24 protein-coding genes and 2 pseudogenes are annotated in these 24739 nt (G+C 71.0%); 13 read left to right on the top strand and 13 right to left on the bottom strand.

Annotation, left to right across the window (positions count from 1 at the left end; all coding sequences use genetic code 11):
- Positions 1–5: 5 nt before the first annotated feature.
- Both murJ and ACFY1L_RS41900 read left to right on the top strand, forming a co-directional pair.
- Positions 6–1694 (top strand): murein biosynthesis integral membrane protein MurJ, encoded by a 1689-nt coding sequence (murJ, locus tag ACFY1L_RS41905; protein WP_388837181.1) that lies wholly within the window; start codon positions 6–8, stop codon positions 1692–1694.
- A 104-nt stretch (positions 1695–1798) separates the two neighbouring features.
- Positions 1799–2224 (top strand): CBS domain-containing protein, encoded by a 426-nt coding sequence (locus ACFY1L_RS41900; protein ID WP_388837178.1) that lies wholly within the window; start codon positions 1799–1801, stop codon positions 2222–2224.
- On the opposite strand, the gene ACFY1L_RS41895 is transcribed toward ACFY1L_RS41900, so the two are convergent.
- Genes ACFY1L_RS41895 through ACFY1L_RS41885 form a run of 3 tightly spaced genes read right to left on the bottom strand, consistent with a single transcriptional unit; the run spans position 2199 to position 4102 of the window.
- On the bottom strand, positions 2199–3311 hold the full coding sequence (locus tag ACFY1L_RS41895) for a CapA family protein (protein ID WP_388837175.1): 1113 nt from the start codon (positions 3309–3311) through the stop codon (positions 2199–2201). The two genes, ACFY1L_RS41900 and ACFY1L_RS41895, sit on opposite strands and share 26 nt — an antisense overlap.
- A gap of 7 nt (positions 3312–3318) precedes the next feature.
- Positions 3319–3774 carry an archease gene (locus ACFY1L_RS41890; RefSeq protein WP_388837172.1) on the bottom strand — a complete coding sequence of 152 codons (456 nt, stop codon included), beginning with the start codon at positions 3772–3774 and terminating at the stop codon, positions 3319–3321.
- A 34-nt stretch (positions 3775–3808) separates the two neighbouring features.
- Positions 3809–4102: a hypothetical protein gene (locus tag ACFY1L_RS41885; RefSeq protein WP_388837169.1), complete on the bottom strand. Its 294-nt coding sequence runs from the start codon at positions 4100–4102 to the stop codon at positions 3809–3811.
- A gap of 105 nt (positions 4103–4207) precedes the next feature.
- Here ACFY1L_RS41885 and ACFY1L_RS41880 point away from each other — a divergent pair, with 105 nt between their 5' ends.
- Both ACFY1L_RS41880 and ACFY1L_RS41875 read left to right on the top strand, forming a co-directional pair.
- Positions 4208–4879, top strand: a complete 672-nt coding sequence (locus tag ACFY1L_RS41880; RefSeq protein ID WP_388837777.1) for a dienelactone hydrolase family protein — start codon at positions 4208–4210, stop codon at positions 4877–4879.
- Positions 4880–4998: 119 nt separating this feature from the next.
- Positions 4999–5649, top strand: a complete 651-nt coding sequence (locus ACFY1L_RS41875; RefSeq protein WP_388837166.1) for a phosphoribosyltransferase — start codon at positions 4999–5001, stop codon at positions 5647–5649.
- Between the two features lie 86 nt (positions 5650–5735).
- Here ACFY1L_RS41875 and ACFY1L_RS41870 read toward each other — a convergent pair whose 3' ends face one another.
- Genes ACFY1L_RS41870 through ACFY1L_RS41855 form a run of 4 tightly spaced genes read right to left on the bottom strand, consistent with a single transcriptional unit; the run spans position 5736 to position 9769 of the window.
- A complete protein-coding gene (locus tag ACFY1L_RS41870) occupies positions 5736–6542 on the bottom strand; it encodes an SAM-dependent methyltransferase (RefSeq protein ID WP_388837163.1) in 807 nt (268 codons plus the stop codon).
- 13 nt (positions 6543–6555) lie between these two features.
- Entirely contained in the window at positions 6556–7398 is an 843-nt protein-coding gene (locus tag ACFY1L_RS41865; RefSeq protein WP_388837161.1) for an oxidoreductase, read from the bottom strand.
- 23 nt (positions 7399–7421) lie between these two features.
- Entirely contained in the window at positions 7422–8297 is an 876-nt protein-coding gene (locus ACFY1L_RS41860; RefSeq protein WP_388837158.1) for an NAD(P)H-binding protein, read from the bottom strand.
- Between the two features lie 50 nt (positions 8298–8347).
- Entirely contained in the window at positions 8348–9769 is a 1422-nt protein-coding gene (locus ACFY1L_RS41855; protein ID WP_388837155.1) for an MFS transporter, read from the bottom strand.
- Positions 9770–9877: 108 nt separating this feature from the next.
- Between ACFY1L_RS41855 and ACFY1L_RS41850 the strand changes: the two genes are divergently transcribed.
- On the top strand, positions 9878–10504 hold the full coding sequence (locus ACFY1L_RS41850; RefSeq protein ID WP_388837153.1) for a TetR/AcrR family transcriptional regulator: 627 nt from the start codon (positions 9878–9880) through the stop codon (positions 10502–10504).
- A 30-nt stretch (positions 10505–10534) separates the two neighbouring features.
- Here the strand turns inward: ACFY1L_RS41850 and ACFY1L_RS41845 are convergent, their stop codons facing one another.
- Entirely contained in the window at positions 10535–11050 is a 516-nt protein-coding gene (locus ACFY1L_RS41845; RefSeq protein ID WP_388837151.1) for a TetR family transcriptional regulator C-terminal domain-containing protein, read from the bottom strand.
- Between the two features lie 22 nt (positions 11051–11072).
- Positions 11073–11165: pseudogene (locus tag ACFY1L_RS41840) on the bottom strand (TetR/AcrR family transcriptional regulator); the annotation flags it as partial.
- Between the two features lie 77 nt (positions 11166–11242).
- Here ACFY1L_RS41840 and ACFY1L_RS41835 point away from each other — a divergent pair.
- Positions 11243–11989: a phosphotransferase family protein gene (locus tag ACFY1L_RS41835; RefSeq protein ID WP_388837148.1), complete on the top strand. Its 747-nt coding sequence runs from the start codon at positions 11243–11245 to the stop codon at positions 11987–11989.
- 160 nt (positions 11990–12149) lie between these two features.
- Here the strand turns inward: ACFY1L_RS41835 and ACFY1L_RS41830 are convergent.
- A pseudogene (locus ACFY1L_RS41830) lies at positions 12150–12548 on the bottom strand (transposase); the annotation flags it as partial.
- A 320-nt stretch (positions 12549–12868) separates the two neighbouring features.
- On the opposite strand from ACFY1L_RS41830, the gene ACFY1L_RS41825 reads away from it, so the two are divergent.
- Complete coding sequence (locus tag ACFY1L_RS41825) at positions 12869–13093, top strand: hypothetical protein (protein ID WP_388837145.1); 225 nt, start codon at positions 12869–12871, stop codon at positions 13091–13093.
- Between the two features lie 93 nt (positions 13094–13186).
- Here ACFY1L_RS41825 and argG read toward each other — a convergent pair whose 3' ends face one another.
- A complete protein-coding gene (argG, locus tag ACFY1L_RS41820; RefSeq protein WP_388837142.1) occupies positions 13187–14641 on the bottom strand; it encodes an argininosuccinate synthase in 1455 nt (484 codons plus the stop codon).
- 126 nt (positions 14642–14767) lie between these two features.
- On the opposite strand from argG, the gene ACFY1L_RS41815 reads away from it, so the two are divergent.
- Positions 14768–15646 (top strand): fructosamine kinase family protein, encoded by an 879-nt coding sequence (locus ACFY1L_RS41815; protein WP_388837139.1) that lies wholly within the window; start codon positions 14768–14770, stop codon positions 15644–15646.
- Between the two features lie 133 nt (positions 15647–15779).
- Here ACFY1L_RS41815 and ACFY1L_RS41810 read toward each other — a convergent pair whose 3' ends face one another.
- On the bottom strand, positions 15780–17951 hold the full coding sequence (locus ACFY1L_RS41810) for a hypothetical protein (protein ID WP_388837137.1): 2172 nt from the start codon (positions 17949–17951) through the stop codon (positions 15780–15782).
- A gap of 195 nt (positions 17952–18146) precedes the next feature.
- Here ACFY1L_RS41810 and ACFY1L_RS41805 point away from each other — a divergent pair, with 195 nt between their 5' ends.
- Entirely contained in the window at positions 18147–20483 is a 2337-nt protein-coding gene (locus tag ACFY1L_RS41805; protein ID WP_388837134.1) for a molybdopterin cofactor-binding domain-containing protein, read from the top strand.
- Between the two features lie 9 nt (positions 20484–20492).
- Entirely contained in the window at positions 20493–20969 is a 477-nt protein-coding gene (locus ACFY1L_RS41800; protein WP_388837131.1) for a (2Fe-2S)-binding protein, read from the top strand.
- A gap of 6 nt (positions 20970–20975) precedes the next feature.
- Here ACFY1L_RS41800 and ACFY1L_RS41795 read toward each other — a convergent pair whose 3' ends face one another.
- The gene (locus tag ACFY1L_RS41795) at positions 20976–21935 is read right to left on the bottom strand and encodes a LysR family transcriptional regulator (protein WP_388837128.1); all 960 of its coding nucleotides are present in this window, start codon (positions 21933–21935) and stop codon (positions 20976–20978) included.
- 121 nt (positions 21936–22056) lie between these two features.
- Here ACFY1L_RS41795 and ACFY1L_RS41790 point away from each other — a divergent pair, with 121 nt between their 5' ends.
- From ACFY1L_RS41790 to ACFY1L_RS41780, 3 genes are all read left to right on the top strand, one after another.
- Positions 22057–22752, top strand: a complete 696-nt coding sequence (locus ACFY1L_RS41790; RefSeq protein WP_388837125.1) for a type 1 glutamine amidotransferase domain-containing protein — start codon at positions 22057–22059, stop codon at positions 22750–22752.
- A gap of 3 nt (positions 22753–22755) precedes the next feature.
- The gene (locus ACFY1L_RS41785) at positions 22756–23319 is read left to right on the top strand and encodes a TetR/AcrR family transcriptional regulator (protein ID WP_388837122.1); all 564 of its coding nucleotides are present in this window, start codon (positions 22756–22758) and stop codon (positions 23317–23319) included.
- Positions 23320–23620: 301 nt separating this feature from the next.
- On the top strand, positions 23621–24649 hold the full coding sequence (locus tag ACFY1L_RS41780; protein ID WP_388837119.1) for a LacI family DNA-binding transcriptional regulator: 1029 nt from the start codon (positions 23621–23623) through the stop codon (positions 24647–24649).
- Positions 24650–24739 lie beyond the last annotated feature (90 nt).

Raw genomic sequence — 24739 nt, 5'->3', positions numbered from 1 at the left:
CCCGCATGACGCAGGGGGAGAACACCGCGGCGCAGACCACGCCGGCGGGCGAACGAGCAGGCGGGCGGCACACCGCCCGGCGTACCGAAACCGGGCAACAAGGCGCGGCCCGGTCGTCGCTTCTCATGGCCGTGGCGACCGTCGTGTCGCGCGCCACCGGGCTGATACGGCAGGTCCTCCAGGCCGCGGCGCTGGGCACCGGCCTGCTGGCCACCACGTACAACACCGCCAACACCGTGCCGACCAGCCTCTACACGCTGCTCATCGGCGGCGCGCTCAACGCCGTGCTCGTGCCCCAGCTCGTCCGGGCACGCGCCACGGACGCCGACGGCGGACGGGCCTACGAGCAGCGCCTGGTGACCCTGGTGGTGTGCGTCCTTGCCGCGGGCACCGCACTGGCGGTCTGGGCCGCGCCACAGATCGTCGGTCTCTACATCCCCGACAGCCCGGACAGACATGAGGCCTTCCAACTCACCGTGGTGTTCGCCAGGTTCCTGCTGCCGCAGATCTTCTTCTACGGCCTGTTCGGCATCTACGGCCAAGTCCTCAACGCCCGCGAGAAGTTCGGCGCGATGATGTGGACCCCGGTCCTCAACAACGTCGTGCTGGTGGCCATGTTCGGCACCTATCTGGGTCTGATGACCGTCCCGCACCGGGTCGAGGACATCACCGCCGTCCAGGTGCGTCTCCTGGGCATCGGGACCACCGCCGGCATCGCCGTCCAGGCCCTTGCGCTGATCCCGTTCGCCAGGGCCGCGGGTTTCCGCTTCCGCCCGCGGTTCGACTGGCGTGGCACCGGTCTGGGCGCCGGCATCCACGCGGCGAAGTGGACTCTGCTGTTCGTGCTGGCCAACCAGGTCGCCCTGACAGTGATCACCAACTATGCCAACGCCGCCGACCAGCAGCTGCCGAAGGCCGGCGTGGGCTACTCCGCGTACACCTATGCGCAGACCATCTGGATGCTGCCCCAGTCGATCGTCACCGTGTCCCTGGTGACGGCGCTGCTGCCGCGCATGAGCAGGGCCGCTTCCGAGGGCCGGATCGCAGAGCTGCGCGCCGACCTCTCGCGGGCCCTGCGCGTGAGCGGCGTGGTCATCGTGCCCGCGGCCTTCCTCTTCCTCGCGCTGGGTCCGCAGATCGCCACGTTGCTGTTCGCCCACGGTGCGGCCGACGCCGCCTCCGCGCAGCCGCTCGGGCACATGCTGCAGGCGTTCGGGCTCGGGCTGATCCCGTTCTCCGCGCAGTACCTGCTGCTGCGCGGCTTCTACGCCTTCCAGGACACCCGCACCCCGTTCTTCATGGCCGTCTGGATCGGCGCGGTGAACATCGCCCTGGCCACCGCCTGCCATGTGCTGCTGCCCGCCCGCTGGTCCGTGACCGGCATGGCAGCCGCCTACACCTTCTCCTATGCCGCCGGCCTCGCGCTCACGGCACGGCTGCTGCGCCGCAGGGTGGGCGGCCGCCTGGACGACGGGGCCCTGCGCCGCAACTACCTCAAGCTGCTGTCCGCCGCCGCCCTCGCCGCGACGCTCGGCTGGACCGCCGCCCACGCCTGCGCCGCCTTCCTGGGCGACGGCACCGCGGCCACCGCGGCCGCACTCGCCGCGGGAACGCTCGCCCTCGCACTGGTCTTCCTCGTGACGGCCCGGCTGCTGAAGATCGGCGAGCTGCGGCACACCCCCGGACTGCGGTGAGACCTCGGCGCTTGGTTTACCGGCACCGGAGCTGGCTACGCGGCCGACATGCACTACCTCGTCGTACAACAAGTCGTACGAGAACCCGCATCCGGGAGGTGCCCATGACCCGGAAGATACGTGACGTCATGTCGCCCGGAGCGGCCTCCGTGGAACCCATGACCACGGTGGCGCGCGCGGCCCGGGTGATGCGCGAGCAGGACATCGGTGACGTCCTGGTGGCCTACGACTGCGACCTGTTCGGTGTGCTCACCGACCGGGACATCGTGGTCCGGGCCCTTGCCGAGGGCCGCGATCCCGAGAGCACGACCGTCGGTTCCGTCTGCACGCCGCCGCCCGTGGCGACCCTGTCGCCGGACGACACGACCGACCTGGCCGTCGAGCTGATGCGGCGGCATGCGGTGCGCCGTCTGCCGGTCGTCGAGCGCGGCGGCTGCCCGGTCGGCATGGTCAGCCTCGGCGACCTCGCGACCACCGAGGATCCGCACTCCGCGCTGGAGGACATCAGCAAGGCGGTACCGAACCGTTGAGGGTGCCGTCGCGCCCGAGAGAGACGTGGAGGCCGTGACTGATCCGGTTCAGGGTGGTGCGCAGCCAGCTGCGGTCCGCGTCCGGCGCGGGCTCCAGCCGCATGCGGCGGGCCCGCAGCGGCAGCATGCGCAGGCCGGTCAGCCGCCCGGTGTCCGCCGCGAGCGTGACGAGGTAGGCGATCCGCAGGTCGTCGCGGTACTCCTCGTAGCCACCGATGCCTTCGTAGTCGTCGATGAAGTCGCCGCAGCCGTACAGGATCAGCCGGTCGCGGTACACCTCGACGGGGCGCGGGTGGTGCGAGGAGTGGCCGTGGACCAGGTCGACGCCGCCGTCCACCAGGGCGCGGGCGAAGCGGACGTGTGCCTGGGGGACGCGGTAGCCCCAGTTCGAGCCCCAGTGCACCGACACCACCGCGAGATCGCCTTCATGGTTCTCCCGCCGCACTTGCTCGACCGTCTTCGCTGCGGCGGTCGCCGACACGTCGGGCACATAGGCGATCCCGGACCGGCCGGAGGTGGCCGCCCAGTCCGGCGGGATGCCGCTGGAGCGTGCCCCGAGGGCGAACACCAGCACCCGGCCGCCGGTGCGCAGGGGCACCGCCGCGGGCGCGTAAGCCTCCTCGGCGCCGCGTCCCGCTCCCGCCGTTCGCAGGCCCGCGCGGGCGAGCGAGCCGAGCGTCTCCGTCAGGCCTGCGCGGCCGAAATCCAGTACGTGATTGTTGGCCAGCACGCAGACGTCCGGGTCGGCCACGGTGAGGGCGGGCAGGTTGGCCGGATGCATGCGGTAGTGGATGAACTTGTCGGGCGCGAAAGCGGAACTGCTCGTCACCGACGTCTCCAGGTTCACGATCCGCACGTCCGGGGCGGCCTCCGCCAGCAACGGGAGCGCCGCGCCCCACGGCCACGACGGGGAGACGGGCGCGGGGATCGGACCGTTCGCCGCCTGCGCCAAGCGGACGTAGGAGCGGGCGTCCTGGACGTATCCCTCCCGCAGTTTCGGATCGCCGGGATGCGCGAGGATCTGGTCGACGCCGCGGCCGAGCATCACATCGCCGCACAGGAACAGCGTCACCGTGCCGGCGCCCATGGCCTGCTCACACGTCGACAGTGACCCCGCACGACCAGCCGTACGGGTCCGGCCCGAACCTGAGGCCGTGCCACGCGACGATCTTCGGGGCGGGGCCGACGACCTCCACGTCCGCGAGCGCGGCGACCGCCAGGCGCACGTCCAGGCCCTCGTCGTCGGTGTCCGCCTCCACGTCGACGGGCACCTGGCCGTGCACCTCCATGCGGTGGACGACCTCGTCCAGCAGCGCGATCAGCAGATCGTCGTCGTCGGTCTCCGGCAGCCGCAGATGCATCACCGCGCTGGCCCGCACCGCCGTGACGTCGACGAAGCACTCCACCAGTCCGAGCACCGCCTCCGCCATGCAGCGCTCGCGACTGGTGCCCCAGGCGTCGATCCGGATGTCCGCGGCGTGCGGCACCGAGCGGTGACCGCTCAAGCCCTGCCGCCGTGCCTGCCTGTCGTCGTCCGTGTCGCCGACCATGGTCCGTCCCCCAGGTCTTTCGGGGCCCGTCTGCTCAGGCCCGTGCGTCCGGTCCCATCATCTCGTCGAGATGCGTGGTCTCGCCCGTGTCGTACGCCCGCGGCCGGCGATGGCGGCGATGCGCCGCGCCGTTCACCATCAGCAGGGCCAGGCAGAAGATCAGCGCCAGGGCGAGGCCGGAGCTGAAGACGGCCAGCGTGTTCATGGTGGCGATCTCGTGATTCAGCACCGTCACGGTGTACTCGGGGCCCCCGGACAGGTTGTCGGCGATCGCCAGGGCGGTGAACGCGCCCGTCGCCCCGAGGAGGAGCAGTCCGATGAACAGCATCCGAGTCATCTCCTCGAAAGAGGTTTTTCACCGGTACGGGTACCCGTGACCCAGCAGGTCATACGGCCCGTCGGACCGCCTGCCACGAGGAAGAGGATGATGGCGATGATCACCCAGTTGATCACGGTGCCGGCCGCCGGCGTGGAGCTGCCGGGCGATCTGTCCCTGCCGGACTCGGCCCGCGCGATCGTGGTGTTCGCCCACGGCAGCGGCAGCTCCCGGCACAGCCCCCGCAACCGCGCGGTCGCCGCCGAACTGCGCACCGGCGCACTGGGCACCGTACTGATGGATCTGCTCACCGAGGACGAGGACCGCGAGGACGCGGTGACCGGGCAGCACCGCTTCGACATACCGCTGCTCGGCCGCCGCGTGGTCGCCGTCGTCGACTGGCTGGCGGCACAGCCCGACACCGGTGACCTGCCGGTCGTCCTGTTCGGCGCCAGCACCGGGGCGGCCGCGGCCCTGGTCGCCGCCGCCGAACGGCCGCGGCGCACCCTGACCGTCGTGTCGCGCGGCGGGCGCCCCGACCTGGCCGCCGACGCGCTGCGCGACGTACGCGCTCCGGTGCTGCTGATCGTCGGCGGCCGGGACCCGGACGTGCTGCGGCTGAACCAGGCTGCGGCCCGGGAGCTGAGCGGACCGCACTCCCTGCGCGTGGTGCCGGGTGCCACGCACCTGTTCGAGGAGCCCGGAGCGCTGGAACAGGTCGCGGACATGGTGAAACGCTGGTGCGAGGACCGCCTCGAAGCCGCGCACCAGGCCGCACGGGAGCGGTGACGGGAGCCAACCGCGCACGATGCCGGTGGGAAGGGCGCGCCGCGTGCATCGACCGGCGCGCAATGGGTACGCGCCGGACCGAGGGGGCCGTCTCCGTGCGGGAAGGAGTGGCGACCACGATGCAGTTCCATGACCGCAGACAGGCCGGGCGGGAACTGGCCGGACGGCTGCGGATCCAGCAGGAGAAGGGCGCCCTGCCGGACCCCGTCGTCCTCGCCCTGCCGCGCGGCGGCGTCACCGTCGCCCAAGAAGTGGCCCGCGCGCTCAACGCCCCGCTCGACGTGCTCGTCGTACGCAAGATCGGCGCCCCGTTCCAGCGGGAGCTCGGCGTCGGCGCGATCGTCGGCGACGACGAACCGCTCTACGACGAACGCGCCCTGCAGCAACTGGGCCTCACCGAGAAGACGCTCGCCCCCGTGGTCGAACGCGAACGCAAGGAGCTCCACCGCCGCGAACGGCTCTACCGGCAGGGCCGCCCCGCCCCCGACCTGACCGGCCGCACCGCGATCGTCGTCGACGACGGCCTCGCGACCGGGTCCACGGCCCGCGCCGCCCTGCGGTACGTACGGCGTCTGGAACCCGGGCGGCTCGTGCTGGCCGTGCCCGTCGCCTCACCGGAGGCGGCGGACCTGATGCGCGCCGAGGCCGACGAGGTGGTGTGTCTGCAACGGCCGGTGACCTTCATGGCCGTGGGCCTTTGCTACGAACGGTTCGAGCAACTGACGGACGAGGACGTGCTGAAGGCGCTGCACATGACCGCCGACCATTGAGGCCGCGATCTTGAGGCGCCTTGGCCTTCGGCAACCGGTTCTATCTGTGGGCGGTCGAGCAGGACCTCGGGGCATCGAGCGTGAGATCAGCGGAGACGGCAGATCATCTCGGTCGGAGCAAGGAGACCTTCCTCGATGTTCTGAAGCGCCTTCGCGAGCTTGGTCGATGCGTCGGTGCCCATGGCCACGCTGATCGGGGCGTCCGCTTCACGAAGCGACCGGGCGGCTTGCGAGCGGTGATCGTGCTCGGCGACGATGTCGAACCCGGCCTTGCGCAGCAGCGACCGGTAGTCCTCCGGGCGGGCCAGGAAGCTGTGTTCGGGCTCCGAGGCCCACGGCAGTGGGTAGCTGACGAGGGCGGGATCACCGAGCAGCATGACGTCGTACACGATGAAGAGGCCGTTGTCGGTCAGAACGCGGCTGACCTCGGCGAACAGACGGGCCTTGTCCTCGATGTTCATGCCCACGTGCAGCATCCAGGCCCGGTCGAAACTCGCCCGGGGAAAGGGCAGCGCACTCACGTCCCCCTGCTGGAAGCGGGCCCGGTCGGCGAGGCCCACGCGATCGGTGAGCCGGCGCGCGACGTCGACGTACTCCTCGGTCAGGTCCACGCCGGTGACATCGGCGCCCTCGTGCTGGGCCAGATGGCGGGCCGGACCGCCCAGGCCGCTTCCCACGTCAAGGACACGCAGGCCCGCTCCCAGTTCCAGGTGCTCGGCCAGCTCCCGCGTCGCCGCGTGGCCGCCGGTGTGGAACTCGTCCACGACATGGAGGTCGTCGGTGGTGAGCGTCGTACGCCCCGGGTAGAGGCGGTCGAGCGCTTCGTCGATCTTCCGGCGCAGGTCGTCCTGCCGGTAATGGCGGGCTATGGCGGACGGTTGTCGCGTGGTCACCGGAACGTCCTTCCTAGTCGTGATCGGTGTCGTGATCGGTGGAGAGGGCGACGTGCCGCCAGGCGTCCATCTCCTTGCGGAAGGTGTCCAGCTTGGCCTCGAAGGCTTGCAGCGTTTCGGCTCCGAGCGGGAGGCGCAGGGGCGGCTCGGGGGCGGCGGCCAGCTCGACAATGGCGCGCGCGGCCTTGACCGGGTCGCCGGGCTGCGTGTGGTTGAGGCTCACGGCGGCTGCACGCATCGCGCCGGCAGTGGCCGCGTAGTCGTCGATGGTGTCGGGGCCGGTGTGCAGGCTGGTGGGGTCGAGGAAGTCGGTGCGGAAGAAGCCCGGTTCCACGAGCGTGACGTGGATGCCGAGGGGCGCCAGTTCGGTGTGGAGGGTCTCGGTGAAGCCCTCGACGGCGAACTTCGTGGAGGCGTAGATGCCCCAGCCTGGCGCGGTGGCGAAGCCCACGATGGAACTGATGTTGATCACGTGACCGGAACGCTGACGCCGCAGTACCGGCAGCACGGCGCGCTGGACGGCGAGCGGGCCGAACACGTTGGTCTCGTACACCGCGCGGACCGCGGCGTCGTCGGACTCTTCGACGGCGGCGAGCAGGCCGGTGCCGGCGTTGTTGACCAGGACGTCGATCCGGCCGAACCGTTCGACCGCCGCGTCGACGGCCGCTTCGATGCTCTGGTGGTCGGTCACATCCAGCGGCACGGTGAGCAGCGTGTCGTCGGCGTCGGGAAACTGCTCGCGGACGGTTTCGGTCTTCCGCGCGGTCGCGACCACCTGGTGGCCGGCGGCGAGGGCGGCACGGGTGATTTCCAGGCCGAAGCCCCGGGACGATCCGGTGATGAACCAAACGCTCATTGTTTTCTCCAGTGTTGAGGTGTTCAGACGGTGGGCAGGTCGAAGGCCGCGCGGTTTTGGGCGATGAAGCCCTCGACGTCGAGGGGATCGCTGCCGCCGATCGTCTTCACGAGGTTGTTGGTGCCGGCGAAGACGCCGTTGCGGTAGTCGACGGCCACGGCGAGCAGGTGCTGGATCAGGTGGTCCGGCGCGCCGCGCCCGCGCAGGATGGCGGCGAATTCGTCGAGTTCGATGGGCACGTACGTGACTTCGCGGTCCAGCGCCCGCGACATCTTCTCGGCGATCTCGTAGTGGTCGAGCTCCTCGGCTCCGTACAGCGGGTAGATCTGGCCGGCGTGCGGGGCGGGGTCCTCCAGGACGGCAGCGATCACCTTCGCCTGGTCGCTTTCCGCGATGGGGGCGTGGCGTCCGTCGGCGAACGGCAGGCGCAGTTCGCCGGTTCCGTCGGCCCAGGTGTCGATCAGCCACTGGGCGAAGAAGGTCGGGCGGATGTGGGTGACGGGGACGGGGGAGTGGTCCAGGACGCGTTCGGCGACCCAGTGCTGGCGTGCCGCGTTGCTGGCGGTGTTGCGGCGGGCGGACACCTGCGACATGTTCACGATCGCCCGGACCCCGTTCTCCTCCGCCGCCTGGGCCACGTTCGCGGTGGCGTCCATCAGACCGGGCCGGATCGGATAGGTGAAGTACAGGGCATCGATCCCCTTGGTCGCCCGGGCCAGGGAGTCCAGGTCGAGGACGTCGCCTTCCACGACGTCGGCTCCGAGGGCGGCGAGCCGCTCGGCACGCCCGTCGAGGCCGCGGACGAGCGCGCGGACGCGGTGCCCGCGCTGGAGCAGTAGTTCGGTGGTGTGGCGGCCGGTCTTGCCGGTGGCGCCGATCACGAGGAGGTTGCGTTCCATGAGGGTGCTCTCCGTTTCTTGACGTTTCTTGAGAGGGAGCTGCCTTCTGCTCAGGGCGTGTGGCGGGGCCGGAGAGCGAGCAGCGCGGCGGCCGCGGCGATTCCGGCGCCGGCCTGGACGAACCAGGCATGGTCGAACCCGGTGGTCGACGCCTGGGGAGTCAGCGCCACGAGCAGGGCCACGCCCACGGCGCTGCCGATCTGCCGGCTCATGTTGAGTACGGCGCTGCCGGTGGTGGCGCGTTCGGGTGCGAGGGTGCCGGCGGCTGCGAACAGCGGCGCCTGGGCCAGACCGCCGGCCAGGCCGACCAGGATCAGACCCGGGAACATGCCGCCCCAGTAGTCGGGGGTGGTGTGCACGGCCATGAGCCAGTAGCCGGCGGCGAGCGCCATGGCCAGCGTCCCTGTCACGGCAGGGGCGGTCCGTCCGAAGCGGCTCTGGATGGGGCCGGCGCTCATCGCGAAGGCGATCGAGGCCAGGGGGGCCGGGGCGATGGAGACACCTGCACGCAGCGGGCTGAAGTGCCAGACCTCCTGCATGAACAGGGCGGTGCTGAGCAGGACGATGGCGAAGCCGGCGGAGAACAGGAACAGGGCCACGGTGGCGGCGGTGAACTGCCTGCCGGCGAACAACTGCTTCTCGATCACCGGCGCCTTGGCGCGCAGGGTCCGCTCGACCGTCGCGGCAGCGGCCAGGGCGGCTGCCGCGAACAGGGCCACGGTGCGGATGTCCGTCCAGCCCCACCCCGGCCCCTGGACGGTGGCGAGCACCAGCAGGCTCACGGCCAGCAACAGGGCGAGGGCGGAAGCCGCGTCCGGCACAGCGGCACCTTTGGGCTGACGCACCTCGGGCAGGAGCACCACGCCGGCGACGAGGGTGGCGATGCCGACGGGAACGTTGATCAGGAAGATCCACCGCCAGTCGAGGGTGACGAGCAGACCGCCGACGGGCGGGCCCGCCGAGGCCGCGATCGCGCCCACGCCCGCCCACAGGCCGACCACCAGCGTGTGCCGGCGCTTGGGGAAGCTCGGGTAGAGCAGGCCGAGCGAGGTCGGCACGATCATCGCCGCGCCGACGGCCTGGAGAGCCCGGGCGCCGACCAGCACGCCGAGACTCGGCGCGGCGGCCGCGACGGCGGAGGTGAGGGTGAAGAGCGCCACTCCGGACAGCAGCATCTTCTTGCGCCCCCACTGGTCCGCGATACGGCCCGCGGGCACGAGCACGGCGGCGAAGACGATCGCGTACGCCGACAGAACCCACGACACGCTCGCAACGCCCGTGCCCGGGAACGACTGCCCGATCCCGGCGAGGGCGACATTGACGACGAAGAAGTCGAGCTGCGCCATGAAGGCGACGGCACCCAGCACCGCCATGATGCTCCAGCGGCGCGGGTGACCCGCCTCGGTGACGGCCGGAGCCGGGCCGGTGTGCGGGGTTGTCGCGACCGCCTGCGGTGCAGCCTGTGTGGACACTCCGTCCACCTCCCCAGAAGAATGGGCTTGGCAGCCCTTTTTGCTTGCCTCCAGGAGACACCTCGCAGAATGGGTTGTCAAGCCCTTTTTTGCGGTACGATGGTCGCCATGACCTCCACCAGGGAAGCGCCGGCTCAGAAGCTGACCGCCAAGGGCCTGGCCACACGCGAACGCATCGTCCGGGCGGCCGCCGAGCTGATCTACGAACACGGCGCGCAGAACACCAACAACGAGCAGATCCGCGAGGCGGCCGGAGTCAGCGGCTCACAGCTGACGCGCCACTTCCCTACCAAGGAGTCGCTGGTACGCGCGGTGCTCGCCTGGCAGGCCGACACCATCGTCGCCCGTCACCAGACACCCGAACTGGGCGAGCTGGACAGCTTCGCCGCCCTGCGCCGGTGGGCCGACTCCTACATCGCCTCGCAGGACATGCTGCGCGGCGGCTGCATGTTCGGCTCCCTGGCCGCCGAGGTCGTCAAGGCCGAGCCGTCCCACCGGGACGCGGTGGCCGACGGCTTCGAGCGGTGGCAGGAGCTGTTCAAGCGCGGCCTGAGCAAGATGCGCGAGCGCGGCGAACTGCGCCCGGAGGCCGACCCGGCCGCGCTCGCCCACCTGCTCGCCGCCGCGTTCCAGGGCGGAGCACTGCTGGACCAGGCGGCCGGCGAGTCGACGCCCCTGCGGGACGCGCTGTACGGGGCCCTGGCGTACGTCGAGTCATTCGCTGCGGAGCGCTGACCGGAGTACGGGCTCTCGATCAAGCAGAGCTCAGCAGGCTTCCGCGTTGGCCGGCTGGGACCCCTGCCGGGACCTGGCCCGTCCCGTCCGCGGGAGTCCCTCGAAGGTCTGATTGGCGACCCGCTCCAGCGCAGCCACGTCGAATCCGGCCCTGGCCAGTACTTCCATGCCCCGGTTGGCGGCCATGAGCAGGTGGCTGATGTCCCGGGCGTCCGCCTCGGGATCGAGGTCGCCATGGCGCTGCGCGGCCCGGACGCATTCGGTCAGCGAAGCCTCGATCCTGCCGAGGGCCTGCTTGACGCGTGCAGTGGCCTGCGGATCGTGGTCGACTCCCTCGACGACGAAGCCGGTCACCATACAGCCGAGCTGGTCGGGGTCGTCGTGCACGGTTCGCGCCGACTGCACGAGATACGTGTGCAGCCGTTCCAGCGCGGTGTCCTCGGGGCCGTCGAGTACGGCCGTCCACGCGGTCTCCAGGCGGTCGCAGTACGCCTCCAGTGTCCGCAGGCACAGCTTGCTGCGCTGCGTAGAGGCTGCCGCGGCCAAGGCCGCCGGCCTTGGCGATGTCGTCGACGCTGGTACCGGCGTATCCGGTACGGCGGAACTGTCGCTCGACGGCCTGTACGACCTGGTCCTTGTCGAATCCTGGTGGGCGCCCCAACGTCAACGAGGGCTACACATCCGCCCATGCGACAAACCTGGCGACGTCGGCGATCATCCCCGGGATACTGGTCGCCCATGGATGAGGTCAAAGTCGTCGTCGCCCATTCCGAGCGCGCGACTCTGCGTGTCGGTGACGTGTTCTTGAAGGTGGACGCCGATCAGGCGCGCATCGACGTCGAGGTCGAGGCGATGGCCCTCGCGCCGGTCCCGACCCCGGAGGTCCTGTGGCGCAAGCCGTCCGTGCTTGCGACCGCCGCGCTCCCGGGGACGACGCTTGGGCGCCTCGGCGGGCCGTCGACCGGGTCGCCGGCGGCGTGGGCCGCGGCGGGCGCCGCCATCCGGAAGCTGCACGACGCACCGCTGCCGTCCCGGCCGGGCCAGGCCGGCCGGAGCATCGTCGCGCTGGCGGCGGAACTCGACGACGAGTGCGAGTTGCTCGTGACGAACGGCGTCCTGCCCGCCGACCTGGTCACCCGCAATCGCCAGGTCGCCCAGGCCGCGCTCCGGCCGTGGACTCCGGCGTTCACGCACGGCGACCTGCAGATCGATCACGTCTTCGTCGACGGCGACGAGGTCACGGGCATCATCGACTGGTCCGAGGCGGGCCAGGGTGATGCCCTGTACGACCTCGCCACCTTCACGCTCGGACACGAGGAGCACCTCGACGACGTCATCGCCGGTTATGGCACCGACATCGACCTCGACGTGATCCACGCGTGGTGGTCGTTGCGAAGCCTGCTGATTGTTCGCTGGCTGGTCGAGCACGGCTTCGACCCCTTCGCGCCGGGCTGTGAGGTCGACGTGCTGAGATCCCGGATGTGAGGCTGCGCGGGCCGACTGCTACGAATGCGTTCTGACGTATCGAGCGGGCCATCCCCTGGGGCGATCGCCCGCCCTTGCTCTCAACAAAGTGCGGTGCGAAGTCGTCGCCGGCAGATGACGGCGCAGTCAACGCTCCTTCCACGACCCAGCGGTACACGCCGGCGCACAAGTGCTCGGGGCGGCGCAGTGGCTGACCGCAGCTACCGCGGATCGGCCGGACGGCCTGGTTCAGTGGGATCAGTGGGGTGACGTCGTTGCGGTTGCCGCCGGTGGTGATTGCCGCGAGCGGGATGTCGTGCGCTTCGACGATCAGGTGGTGCTTGCTGCCTGCCTTGCTCCGGTCCACCGGGGGCGGGCCGGTGGCCGACCTGCCCTTCATCGCGCGGATGCGGCTGGAGTCGACCGCTGCGCGGGAGAAGTCCAGCAGGTTTGCGGCCCGCAGCTCGGAGAGCAGCAGCTCGTGCAGGTGCTGCCAGATCCCGGCCTAGTTCCAGACCCGCAGCCGTCGCCGGCAGGTCATCCTCGAGCCGAAGCCCAGCTCCTGGGGCAGAAACTCCCAGCAGCGGCTCGATGCGCGCCCACAACTCGTCGTCGATCTACCACGGTCTGGCAGCGGTCTAAGGTCGGCCGCCTCACCGGCATCGGCGCTCCCGCGTCCCTGCGAGCCGTCTTACACCGGCATCTCGGCACCTCGCCCCAGGAGTACCGCGCTCTGTTCCGCCACAAGGCGGAGTCGACGCGGATCTGACCGCGCAACCGCCGGCACCTTCCCTGCGCCCCTGTCAGCGACCCCGTGCGGCAGAGCTCCACTTCCCGGCCTTCGGTATCGGCACCGCCCAGGCGACTGGCGTGATGGGCAGCGCCTGGCTCATCGCCTCCATGGCTCTGACAGCGGTGGCCGCCGTCCTGCTGGGCATCGCGGTGCTCGGCACCCAGGACGACGTGGTCACCCAGCTCGACAAGCCCGACCGGACCTCGACCGCCGCGGACTCCCTGATCGCCCGGCTGCCCCGCCTGTCGATGATCACCGGTCTGTTCGCCCTCGCCTGGCTGATCGTGGTGGTACTGATGATCGTCCGCCCCGGCTCGACGACGGGCGCATGACGGCCTGAGGCCTCGAAGGTCCGACGGAACAGGCCGGCCCGGCGCCACATGGCGCCGGGCCGGCCTATTCGCGTGGTGCGTCCGCCCCGCCGGTCAGTCCGTGCCGGACTCCATCGCGGCGCGGTCCAGCAGCTGGTCCTCCTCGGAGACCTCGCCGCGGGAGGCGATGGCCTCGGCGCCGCCCTCCGGCAGTTCCGGCATGGTGCCGATCAGGCCGGTCGCGGCCGCCTGGGAGGCGCCGATGGTGGGGCTGCCGGTGCCGATCAGGCCGAGGCCCACGTACTGCTCCAGCTTGGCGCGGGAGTCGGCGATGTCGAGGTTGCGCATGGTGAGCTGGCCGATGCGGTCCACCGGGCCGAACGCGGAGTCCTCGGTGCGCTCCATGGACAGCTTGTCCGGGTGGTAGCTGAACGCCGGGCCCGTGGTGTCCAGGAGCGAGTAGTCCTCGCCGCGCCGCAGCCGCAGCGTGACCTCGCCGGTGACCGCCGAGCCGACCCAGCGCTGCAGCGACTCGCGGATCATCAGCGCCTGCGGGTCCAGCCAGCGGCCCTCGTACATGAGGCGGCCGAGGCGGCGGCCCTCGTTGTGGTACTGGGCGAGGGTGTCCTCGTTGTGGATCGCGTTGACCAGGCGCTCGTACGCGGCGTGCAGCAGGGCCATGCCGGGCGCCTCGTAGATGCCACGGCTCTTGGCCTCGATGATGCGGTTCTCGATCTGGTCGGACATGCCCAGGCCGTGCCGGCCGCCGATGGCGTTGGCCTCCAGCACCAGGTCGACGGCGGAGGCGAACTCCTTGCCGTTGATCGTCACCGGGCGGCCCTGGTCGAAGCCGATCGTCACGTCCTCGGTGGCGATCTCGACCGACGGGTCCCAGAACTTGACGCCCATGATCGGCTCGACGGTCTCGATGCCGGTGTCCAGGTGCTCGAGGGTCTTGGCCTCGTGGGTGGCCCCCCAGATGTTGGCGTCGGTGGAGTACGCCTTCTCCGTCGAGTCCCGGTAGGGCAGGTTATGGGCGACCAGCCACTCGGACATCTCCTTGCGGCCGCCGAGCTCGGTCACGAACGCCGCGTCCAGCCAGGGCTTGTAGATGCGCAGGTGGGGGTTGGCGAGCAGGCCGTAGCGGTAGAACCGCTCGATGTCGTTGCCCTTGTACGTCGAGCCGTCGCCCCAGATCTGGACGTTGTCCTCGAGCATCGCCCGCACCAGCAGCGTGCCGGTGACCGCGCGGCCGAGCGGCGTGGTGTTGAAGTAGGCGCGCCCGCCGGAGCGAATGTGGAACGCACCGCAGGTCAGCGCGGCCAGGCCCTCCTCGACCAGCGCCGCGCGGCAGTCGACCAGGCGCGCGATCTCGGCACCGTAGGTCTTCGCGCGGCCGGGCACCGAGGCGATGTCGGGCTCGTCGTACTGGCCGATGTCGGCGGTGTAGGTGCAGGGGACGGCACCCTTGTCGCGCATCCACGCGACCGCGACGGAGGTGTCGAGGCCACCGGAGAAGGCAATGCCGATGCGCTCGCCGGCGGGGAGGGAGGTGAGGACCTTGGACATAGGAAGAGTATGCATCATCTCGCATGGTCATGCAAAGGGCGGGGGTGCGGCCCTTACTCTGGTGCCCGTGCGGATCTGTGAGTGGTACGTGCGGTGGGGTGGGCTGTGCGCCCAGTGGTATGTCACATGACACATCCACTGGTGGCCGAAGACGGCGAGGACCCGGGCGCCGCAGCCGCCCGCATCACCGGCCATGCGGTGCGCGGCGAGCGCCGACTGTCCGGATCGCTCGCCGAAGTCGGCCTGGACGGCGGGCAGTTGGTGATGGTCAAGCGCGCGGACGAGCCCGGCGCGATGCACGCAGAGGCGGCGGGGCTGTGCTGGCTGGCCGACGCCGGTACGGTCCGCGTCCCCCATGTGTACGGCTACGACCGGCGCTGGTTGGTGACCGACCTCGTACCGCAGGGGCGGCCGACGGCGCACGCGGCCGTGCGGTTCGGCCGGGGCCTGGCCGCCCTGCACGCCGCCGGCGCGCCCGCGTTCGGCGCGCCGCCGCCCGGCGGTCTCGTGAACGCCTACATCGGGCTCGCCCCGATGCGCAATGTCACCGGCGCCGACTGGTCCCGCTGGTACGCAGAGCACCGTGTGCTGCCGTATCTGCGCGCGGCAGTCGACCGCGGCACCATCCGCCCGGCCGAGACGGCCGTCGTCGAGCGGGTCTGCGAGCGGCTGCCCGACCTGGCGGGGCCCGCCGAGCCGCCCGCCCGGCTGCACGGCGACCTGTGGAACGGCAACGTCCTGTGGGGCGCCGACGGACACGCCTGGCTGATCGACCCGGCCGCGCACGGCGGACACCGGGAGACCGACCTGGCGATGCTGCAGCTCTTCGGCTGCCCGCACCTGGAGCACGTACTCGACGGCTACCAGCAGGCGGCACCGCTCGCCGACGGCTGGGCCGACCGCGTCGGGCTGCACCAGCTCTTCCCGCTGCTGGTGCACGCCGTGCTGTTCGGGCGCGGCTACGCCGAGCAGGCCCTCGCGGCGGCGCGCGGGGCCCTCGCGTGACATGCGCAAGGCCCCCTGCGCAATGAGCAGGGGGCCCGACATCAAGCCAGCGGCGAGGAAAGCGAGCGGACTAGTTTCAGGAGTTGGTGAGAAGGAAGTCCGTTCATGGCCTCGCCTGCGGCAACCCTAACAGTCACTCCGGGATCAAGTCGCGCAGATTTTCGGGGGTGATGACCCGGGAGTCCGGGTGCAGTCCCTCGGGCCGTTCCAGGCCGATGTAGGTGACGGGACCCTCCGGGACCGCCTCGCCGTCCCACAGCGTGACCGTCGTCGCGCCGTCGCCCATCAGGTCGGTGACGTAGCGGACGGTCAGCTGCTCGCGCTCCACGATGCCGCGCAGCAGTGTTGCAACCGTCACGCGGTTGCCCTCGACCCGGTTGGCCGACGGCGTGCCCCTGAGGTACAGATGCAGCCACTTGGCGGTCCAGCTCCCGTCCCGCCCGCGCCGGAACGCCAGCGGCAGAGCGACCCGGCCCGGCCCGCGCAGTTCCGACTTCATGCGCACCGTGGCCGGTTCGAACGGACGCCCCTTCTGCTCGGCGTCGCGCAGCATGAAGCCGAAGAAGGACTCCTCGACCTCCTCGAAGCCCTCGCCCGCGAAGATGTTGACCTGCGGCACGACGAACGTGCCGCGCACCGCGCCCAACCGCAGGTTGATGAACTCCGAGGCGCCGTCGGGCGCATCGGTGATGTCACCGGAGTGCTCGCCCTCGAGCTCGGTGAGGTTGGTGTACGACAGCCAAGTGCGGGTCGAGTAGTCGGCGTTCAGCATCAGGGCCGACAGGTCGAAGTCCGTACGCTGCTCGGTCTGCTTCCAGTACACGAAGAACCGCAGCAGCTCGCCGTCGACCGGCGAGACGGAGCCGCGGGGCAGCACACCGAGTCCAGCCGAGGTCGCCCTGCCGCTGAGCGGAAGCGCCACGTCGAGGACGTCGGGGTCGACCAGCAGCCGCTCCGGGGACGGGAGTCGGCGGCGGATCTCCGCGTCGAGGGCGGTGATCAGGCGCTTGCGTTCCGGCGGCAGCACGGGCGGCCGTACGTCGTCGGCGACCCAGGCGCGGCCGAGCCGGTTGACGAACACCCGGCGCTCGCCGGTGTCCTCGGCACGGTTGTGGAAGTGCTCTCGCACCGCCAGCACGACCCGGCCGGCCACCTCGGGCGCGACCTGCTCGGCGGCGGCCACCACGACGTCGCGCTCCTCCTGGGTGAGCGCCATGCGCAGCAGCCGGTCCAGGGAGCGGAACAGCTTTCCCGGCGCGGACTTCAGCAGCTCCGTCGCTCCGGTGACGTCGTGCATGCCGAGCAGCTCCTCGACACGGCTGTCGAAGGAGCGGGCCTTCTTCTCGCCGCGGGCGACGGCGAACACCTCGGCGGCGTAGGGCCACTGGGGGTACTCGTGCGGGTGCAGGCGCTCGCCGAGTCGCTTCCAGTCCTCGCGCCACGCGTTCACGTCGGCGAGCTTGGCGGGGGACGCCGCGACTACGGAGTCCAGGCCCGCGAGCAGCGCACGGCGCACGGGACGGGACAGCCCCTTGAACCGGGTGGGCTCCTGGAGTGTCACGTCGCCGTCCGACAGCGCGCAGGCCAGGCGGAGCACGTCGGTGACGGTGTCCAGAAGCAGGCCCGAACCGGCCTTCAGGCGGGCCTCGTTGACCACGGCACGGTTCTCCCGGACCGGGATCGCCTCGGGCTGCGGGCCGTCCGCACAGTGCCCGGCGAGGGCCTTGAGGTCGCCCAGGTGCTCCTCGCCCAGCGGTGTGCTGCTGCCGGCCAGTGCCAGATACAGGGCGGTGACCTCGTCGTCCGCCGTCCCGCCCAGGTGCAGGACGGTCAGCCGGTCGCCCGCCGCGGCGATCAACTCGTCGTGGGCGGCGAGCATTTCGGCGTACGTGTGCCGGTAGTTGCCGTAAGACGGGAGCGTGAGCAGGTTCAGCACACCGCTCTCGAGCTGGGCGATCGTCGATGCGCGCGCGGAGTCGTCGGCGAGGGCCTCGACGATGCACTGCGTCCAGAAGTCGAACGTGTCGGGCACGTTGGCCGGGAAGTCGATGAAGTAGACGTTGTGCCGGACGTGGTCTCCGGCCATTTCACGGACCGTGCACAGTGTGCGGACGGCGGTGTCGACGACCGTCCCCTCGGACAGTCCCGACAGCTGCTCCAGCAGGTCCGCCGAGAGCTTGAAGCCCACGGACATCAGCACGGCGTCGAACTGCCGTGCCGCAACGTCCCCTTGACCGGCCGGACCGGTCGGCAGGGGAAGACGATGGGTGTGCCGGATGACCAGCGGTTCCAGAGGGTGGGACATTCCGGAATGATCGCAGGGCGGTGCACGCCGACGCATTCGGATTTTCGGCGGTCGGCGGCCCGGCGTGCTTCACATCCGGAGCGAGTTATGGCGTTTCCGTGTGGAAGCGGCACGGGGATCTTCCGCGGCACGCGCCTGACGTGCACAGTCGGGGTCCGCCATCAAGGCGGGAGCCGCGCCCTGGGAGGACAGCCGATGGGAGCCCACGAACACCCGCAGCCGCCGGGAGCCGCCCCCGCCGCGGACGGCATCGGCCGCCGCCGCTTCCTGGGATACGTCCTGGCCGCCTCGACACTGACCGTCGCCGCCGAACTCGGTGAAGCCGTCCTCGCGCCCACCAGCGCGGCCGCGGCGGTCCCCTCCGTGCCGGGCCCGGCCGAGATCTACGACCTCAACGACATGCTCACCCACGCCACCCTGCCCACGGCCAACCTGATCACCATCCGCGTCGACACCGACGGCACCGCCTCCTTCGCTCTGCCCCGCGCCGAGGTCGGGCAGGGCATCACCACCTCCAGCGCCATGATCGTCGCCGAGGAACTCGACCTCCCACTGGACAAGGTCCACGTCACGCTCGCCGAGGCACGCCCCGAGCTGCTGTTCAACCAGCTCACCGGCGGTTCCAACACCACCATCTCCACCTTCACCCCGATCCGGGTGGCGGCCGCCGTCGCCCGCGGCCGACTCCTCCAGGCTGCCGCGCTTGAACTGGGCGAGGCCGTCGACACCCTGACCGCGAAGGCCGGGATCATCACCTCCACCGTCACCGGCAAGAGCATCGACTACGGCGAACTGGCCGAGAAGGCAGCCGGAGTGACGACCAGTCAGGTGTCGGTCACGCTCAAGGAGGCGTCCGAGTTCAAGGTCATCGGGACCGCGCAGCGCCGCGTCGACGCGCTGGCGGCGGTGACCGGCCGCAAGACGTTCGCGATGGACCTGCATGTGCCGGGCGCGCTGCCGGCCATGGTGTGCCGGCCGCCGACGATCAACGGCACGGTCCGCTCCGTCGACAACCTCGCCGAGGTGCGGGCCATGCCCGGCATCACCGACGTCGCGCGGATCTCGACCGGCGTCGCCGTCCGCGGCCGTACCTTCGGCCAGTGCATCGACGCGGTGCGTGCCCTGAAGGTGACCTGGGGGCCGGGCACCGCGGAGGACGCCTCCGACGACACCGTCCAGGCCGAACTCCGCAAGGCCGAACTCCCGCTGCCCGCCCTGGACTTGCTGACCAAGTCGGTCGACGCCCGCTTCACCTTCCACTTCGCGAGCAACAGCGCCTTGGAGACCAACTGCGCCGTCGCCGACGTGCGACAGGACTCGGCGGAGATCTGGGCGAGCCTGAAGTCCCCGATCACCGCCCAGGAGCAGATCGCGCTCACGCTCGGACTGCCCACGGCCGCGGTCAAGGTCCATGTCACCGAGGGCGGCGGCTCGTTCGGACGCAAGCTCTTCCACGACGGAGCCGCCGAGGCCGCCGAGATCTCGAAGGTCATGGGCAAGCCGGTCAGGCTGATGTGGCACCGCACCGACGACTTCCGCCAGGGCCGCACCCACCCGATGTCCATCTCGCGGGTGCGCGCCACGTACGCACTCGGCCAGGTCCTCACCTACGACCAGCGTCACACCTCCGTGGCCACCGACTTCGGCCACGGCGTCGGCGAAATCATCACCGCCGAGGCGGCCCGACTGCCGGTCGGCGACCTCACCTTCTCCGAGACGATCTTCGCGCTCACGCAGCAGACGCCGTACAACTTCGGTGTCGTCACTCAGCTGTTGAGCGAGGTGGACAAGGGCTTCAACACGGGCTCCATGCGCAACATCTACTCGCCCAACGTGCGCTGTGCGCAGGAGCTGGTGGTGGACGAGCTGGCCAAGCGCATGGGCAAGGACCCCTACAAGTTCCGCCGGACGTTCCTGAAGGACGAGCGGGCCCGGGCCGTCCTGGACAAGGTCGCCGAGGTGGGGGAGTGGGGGCGGAGCATGCCTGCCGGTACGGCCCAGGGCATCGCGCTGCACCCCGAGTACCACTCGTGCGTCGCCGTGCTCGCCGAGATCGACTGCCGCCCCGGGACCACCGGCCGCAAGGTCCCCGACGCCTACACGGGCCCGCGGGTCACCAAGGTCGTGTGCGCCGTGGACGCCGGGCTGGCCGTCAACCCGCGCGGCCTCGAGGCGCAGATGATGGGCGGCATCATGGACGGCATCGCGATCACCCTCAGCTCCGGGCTGCACCTGGACAACGGGCACTTCCTGGAAGGCAGTTGGGACAACTACTTCTACACCCGGCAGTGGAACACCCCGCCCGAGCTGGAGATCGTCGTGATGCCGCCGACCACCAGCAAACCCGGCGGCGCCGGCGAGCTGGCCGTCGCGGGCGCGATGGCGGCCGTGGCCTGCGCGTACGCCCGCGCGACCGGCGCCATGCCGACGACCTTCCCGATCAACCACGGCGAACCGCTCGGCTTCGAGCCGCTGCCCACCACCCCGCCGATCCCCGCCTCGCCCACCGACGGCCTCGACCGCGCCTTCTAGGAGCCGACCGTGCCCGAACACACCTTCATCCTCAACGGCACGTCCGTGACCGTGGACATCGAGGACGACGTACGGCTGCTGTGGGTGCTGCGGGACGTCCTGGGCGTCACCGGGCCGAAGTACGGCTGCGGGCTCGGCGTGTGCCAGGCCTGTACGAGCCACATCAACGGCAAGGCGTTCAACCCCTGCAGCGTCCCCGTGAAGGACCTCGGCCCCACCGACGAGGTGACGACCATCGAGGGCCTGCCCGCCACCGTCGGCAAGGACCTGCACCCCATGCAGGAGGCCTGGCTGGAGCACGATGTCGCCCAGTGCGGCTACTGCCAGCCCGGGCAGATCATGACCGCCGTCGCCAAGGTCCGCCAGGCCCGCGAGGAGGGCCGCGAGATCAGCGAGGCCGACCTCGACGAGATCCGCAACGTGTGCCGCTGCGGCACGTACCACCGCATCCGGGAGGCCATCGTGGCGGGCGCGAAGAAGTACTGAGCTCGCCTACCACTTCCGTGCCTCCTCCAGCAGATGGTCGCGTACGAGGGCCACGTGCGGGTTGGCCGAGGCGCCGGGCCGCTGGACGAGGAAGCCAGGGTTGATCGGCGGGTCGTCCGGGTCGTGCAGCAGGGCCAGGGTGCCCGCGGCGAGGTCGGCGGCGCACAGGTAGCGGGGGAGGACCGTGAAGCCCGTGCCGCCCACGACCGCGGCCTTGACCGCGTGCAGGTCGGGCATCGTCACCGCGGCCTGCCGGACCAGACGTCTGCCGAAGACATGGCGCCAGTAGCGGCGCACGATCGGCAGGTCCTCGGCGTAGGCGACCAGCGGGACGCCGTGCAGGGCGGCGGGCCCGTCGGCGGCGACGCGCGCCGTGCCGCCGATGCGCTCCGCCCAGGCGGGGGAGGCGACCAGCACGAACTCCTCGTCGGTGAGGGGCGTGGCGGCCAGGGCGCGGCCGCGCGGCCGGAACGTCGCGATCACCAGGTCGTAGCGGCCCGCGCGCAGTTCGTCGAGGAGCGGTTCGGTCATGCCGGGGGTGATGCGCAGCCGTACGCCCTTGTCGACCAGCGACGCGAGACCCGGAAGGACGCAACGGGTCAGCAGCTCGTTCGGGCCGGCCAGGTGCACCGGCTCCGGCGGACGGTCCTGGCCCGCACCGCCCGGGCCGGTGATCGTGGCGAGGGAGTCCAGGGGCTCGACGATCCGGGAAGCGAGCTGGTCCGCGTAGGGAGCGGGGGAGACTCCGCGGGCCTGGCGCTCGAACAGCTCCCGGCCCAGCTGCCGCTCCAGCGCCCGCACCTGGGTGGTGACCGTGGGCTGCGACAGCCCGAGCAGGCGCGCCGCGGCCGTGAAGGAACCGGTGCGGTACACCGCCAGGAACGTGCGCAGCAGGTTCAGGTCCAGCGCCGCGGCGCCGCCGACCTGAGTTCCTCCCCCGAGGTCATTGGTTTCCCTATTCCTCATATGGATGAGCCTATTGGATTCCAATGAGTGTGCGGGGCTACGGTCGGGGACATGGCCGTACTGACGATCTGTGTACGCAGTGTCAGAACGCCCACCACCCGCCACCTCAGAAAGAGACACCATGTCGAAGATCCTTTTCGTGATGACCGGCGCCGACCACTGGACGCTGGCCGACGGCACCCAGCACCCCACGGGCTTCTGGGCGGAGGAGGCCGCCGCGCCGTACGAGGCCTTCAAGGCCGCCGGCCACGAGATCGTCGTCGCCGCGCCGGGCGGCGTCGTACCGACCGTCGACAAGGGCAGCCTCGCGGCCGAGGTCAACGGCGGGCAGGAGAACGCCGACCGGATCGCCGAACTCCTCGCATCCGCCCCCGAGTTGCAGAACCCGATCCGCGTCGAGGACGTGAACCTCGACGACTACGCCGCGGTGTTCTACCCCGGCGGCCACGGCCCGATGGAGGACCTGGCGGTCAACGCCGACTCCGGCAGGCTCCTCACCCTCGCCCTGGAGTCCGGCAGGCCGCTGGGCGTCGTCTGCCACGCCCCGGCCGCGCTGCTCGCCGCCACCAAGGCCGACGGCACCAACTCCTTCGCCGGGTACGAGGTGGCCGCGTTCACCAACGCCGAGGAGACCCAGGCCGGTTTCGCCGACAAGGCCAAGTGGCTGCTGCAGGACCGGCTGACCGAGGCCGGCGTGCGGGTCCAGGTCGGCGAGCCGTGGGTGCCGAACGTCGTCGTCGACCGCAACCTCGTCACCGGCCAGAACCCGGCCTCCTCCGCCCCGCTCGCCGCCGAACTGCTGAAGAAGCTGGGCTGAACCATGCCCGCCGACCGGCTCGACGAGGTCCTCGACTCCGCCTACGACTGCCTGACCCGGTACGGCGTGCGGCGCACCACGATGGACGACATCGCCACCGGCATGGGCGTGTCCCGGTCGACGCTCTACCTGTACGTGAGCAACAAGGACGACGCCTTCCGGCAGCTCGCCGCCCGCCTGCACGGTCAGGCGCTCGCGCGGGCGCGGAAGGCGGCCACGGCCCCGGACGCCCCCTGCGCCGACCGCATCCGGGGCGTCCTGGCCGCCAAGCTCGACCTGGTCCTCCAACTCTCCGGCGACTCCCCGCACACCGCCGAACTCCTCGACCACAAGGCCCGGTTGTTCGCCGACACCTGCCACACCTTCACGGCCGATCTACGGCACCTGCTCATCGCCCTGTTCACCGAGGCCGGCACTCCGGCCGTGATCGAGCCCGCCGATGCGGCGGACATCTGCCTCGCGCTCGTCGCCGGCCTGGAATCCGCGCCCGACGCCGGACGACTGCTGGGGCCCGCGACCGACGCCCTGCTGGCCGGGCTGCTGGCTGCGCCGACGCCGATACGCTGACGCCCGATGGAGCGAAGAGGTGTTGCAGGACGGGGCCCACCGCCGGGTCGTACCGATCGGGAACGCCGTCCGACGGCCCGCCCAGCCCTGGACCCCCACCCCGCACGCGCTCCTTGCAGCGGGACACGGCAGCCGTCGTACGGCAGCCCGCTGCCGTACGCATAGTCGCACGAACCCTTGACACGCCCTTCCGGGAATCCCGACACTGACATGAGTTGACTACGTAGTCATCCGCGGGCGCTTCTCGGCAGTCCTGCAGCCTTGACTACGTAGTCCAAGTCCGACGACACCTGGAGGGCACGTGGCCACGACGATGACCGAGGTCGCGCGCACCGCCGGTGTCTCGCAGAAGACCGTGTCGCGGGTCGTCAACGGCGAGCCGCACGTCAGCCCCGAGGTGCGCGACCGCGTGCTGAGGGTCATCCAGGAGCTGGACTACCGCCCGAACAACGCGGCGCGCGCCCTGCTCCTGGGCCGGTACCGGCGCATCGGCGTCGTCTCGCTCGGTACCGCCCTGTACGGCCCGTCCACCCTGCTCATCGCCCTGGAACGGGCGATGCAGAAGGCGGGCTACTCGTTCGCCCTGGCCAGCACTCTGGAAGGGCATCGGGTCTCGGTGGCCGTGGAAGCACTGCTGGAGCAGGGCGTCGACGGCATCGTCCTGTCCGAGCCGATCGACGACGGCACCCCACTCAGGCTCAGCGCGGACGTGCCCGTCGTCAGCCTCGGTGAGGGGCTCGAGCTCACCGACGGGACGAGCGCCGTGGTCGGCGCCGACGGCGTGGCCGCCGCCCGGCTTGCGACCGAGCACCTGCTCTCCCTGGGCCACCGCACCGTCTGGCACATCCCCGGCCCGCAGAACTGGTGGGCCGCTCGTGACCGCATACGGGGCTGGCGCGAGGCCCTCGCAGCCGCCGGTGCCCCCGAGCCACCCTTGCCGCTGGAGGGCGACTGGAGCCCGTCCTCCGGGTACGCCGCCGGACGACAGCTTGCCCAACTCTCCGACGTCACCGCCGTGTTCGCCGCCAACGACGACATGGCGATCGGCGTGCTGCGCGCGTTCGCCGAGGCGGGACTGTCCGTCCCGGGCGACGTGAGCGTCGTCGGCTACGACGACATCCCCGCCGCCGCCTACCTCTCACCGCCCCTGACCACCGTCCGCCAGAACTTCACCACCGTCGCCGAGCGCGCCGTGGACAAGCTGATCGCCATGATCGAGGGCAGACCCGGCGGGGCCGAACACACCGATGTCGCCACCGAGTTGACCGTACGGGGCTCGACCGCACCGCCTCGGGAGGCCGCACCGCCCGTCCGGCGGACCGACCGCTGAACGATTCGCTCGACCAGGCGTTCAACCAACCGTTCAACCACCGCTCAACCGTCGGCGCGACGGCCCGCGGCACACCGCCGCAGGCCCGGT

The sequence above is a fragment of the Streptomyces sp. NPDC001663 genome (assembly GCF_042893105.1).
Taxonomy (GTDB): Bacteria; Actinomycetota; Actinomycetes; order Streptomycetales; family Streptomycetaceae; genus Streptomyces.
Note: the sequence above shows the minus strand (reverse complement) of the source record. Positions and strands in the feature narration are given on the sequence as shown.

Bases quoted from the DNA above. Each gene is read 5' to 3' on its own strand.
- murJ (WP_388837181.1), top strand. From the start codon at position 6: ATGACGCAGGGGGAGAACACCGCGGCGCAGACCACGCCGGCGGGCGAA.
- ACFY1L_RS41900 (WP_388837178.1), top strand. From the start codon at position 1,799: ATGACCCGGAAGATACGTGACGTCATGTCGCCCGGAGCGGCCTCCGTG.
- ACFY1L_RS41895 (WP_388837175.1), bottom strand. From the start codon at position 3,311: ATGGGCGCCGGCACGGTGACGCTGTTCCTGTGCGGCGATGTGATGCTC.
- ACFY1L_RS41890 (WP_388837172.1), bottom strand. From the start codon at position 3,774: ATGGTCGGCGACACGGACGACGACAGGCAGGCACGGCGGCAGGGCTTG.
- ACFY1L_RS41885 (WP_388837169.1), bottom strand. From the start codon at position 4,102: ATGCTGTTCATCGGACTGCTCCTCCTCGGGGCGACGGGCGCGTTCACC.
- ACFY1L_RS41880 (WP_388837777.1), top strand. From the start codon at position 4,208: ATGATCACCCAGTTGATCACGGTGCCGGCCGCCGGCGTGGAGCTGCCG.
- ACFY1L_RS41875 (WP_388837166.1), top strand. From the start codon at position 4,999: ATGCAGTTCCATGACCGCAGACAGGCCGGGCGGGAACTGGCCGGACGG.
- ACFY1L_RS41865 (WP_388837161.1), bottom strand. From the start codon at position 7,398: ATGAGCGTTTGGTTCATCACCGGATCGTCCCGGGGCTTCGGCCTGGAA.
- ACFY1L_RS41860 (WP_388837158.1), bottom strand. From the start codon at position 8,297: ATGGAACGCAACCTCCTCGTGATCGGCGCCACCGGCAAGACCGGCCGC.
- ACFY1L_RS41850 (WP_388837153.1), top strand. From the start codon at position 9,878: ATGACCTCCACCAGGGAAGCGCCGGCTCAGAAGCTGACCGCCAAGGGC.
- ACFY1L_RS41835 (WP_388837148.1), top strand. From the start codon at position 11,243: ATGGATGAGGTCAAAGTCGTCGTCGCCCATTCCGAGCGCGCGACTCTG.
- ACFY1L_RS41825 (WP_388837145.1), top strand. From the start codon at position 12,869: ATGGCTCTGACAGCGGTGGCCGCCGTCCTGCTGGGCATCGCGGTGCTC.
- argG (WP_388837142.1), bottom strand. From the start codon at position 14,641: ATGTCCAAGGTCCTCACCTCCCTCCCCGCCGGCGAGCGCATCGGCATT.
- ACFY1L_RS41815 (WP_388837139.1), top strand. From the start codon at position 14,768: ATGACACATCCACTGGTGGCCGAAGACGGCGAGGACCCGGGCGCCGCA.
- ACFY1L_RS41810 (WP_388837137.1), bottom strand. From the start codon at position 17,951: ATGTCCCACCCTCTGGAACCGCTGGTCATCCGGCACACCCATCGTCTT.
- ACFY1L_RS41805 (WP_388837134.1), top strand. From the start codon at position 18,147: ATGGGAGCCCACGAACACCCGCAGCCGCCGGGAGCCGCCCCCGCCGCG.
- ACFY1L_RS41795 (WP_388837128.1), bottom strand. From the start codon at position 21,935: ATGAGGAATAGGGAAACCAATGACCTCGGGGGAGGAACTCAGGTCGGC.
- ACFY1L_RS41790 (WP_388837125.1), top strand. From the start codon at position 22,057: ATGTCGAAGATCCTTTTCGTGATGACCGGCGCCGACCACTGGACGCTG.
- ACFY1L_RS41785 (WP_388837122.1), top strand. From the start codon at position 22,756: ATGCCCGCCGACCGGCTCGACGAGGTCCTCGACTCCGCCTACGACTGC.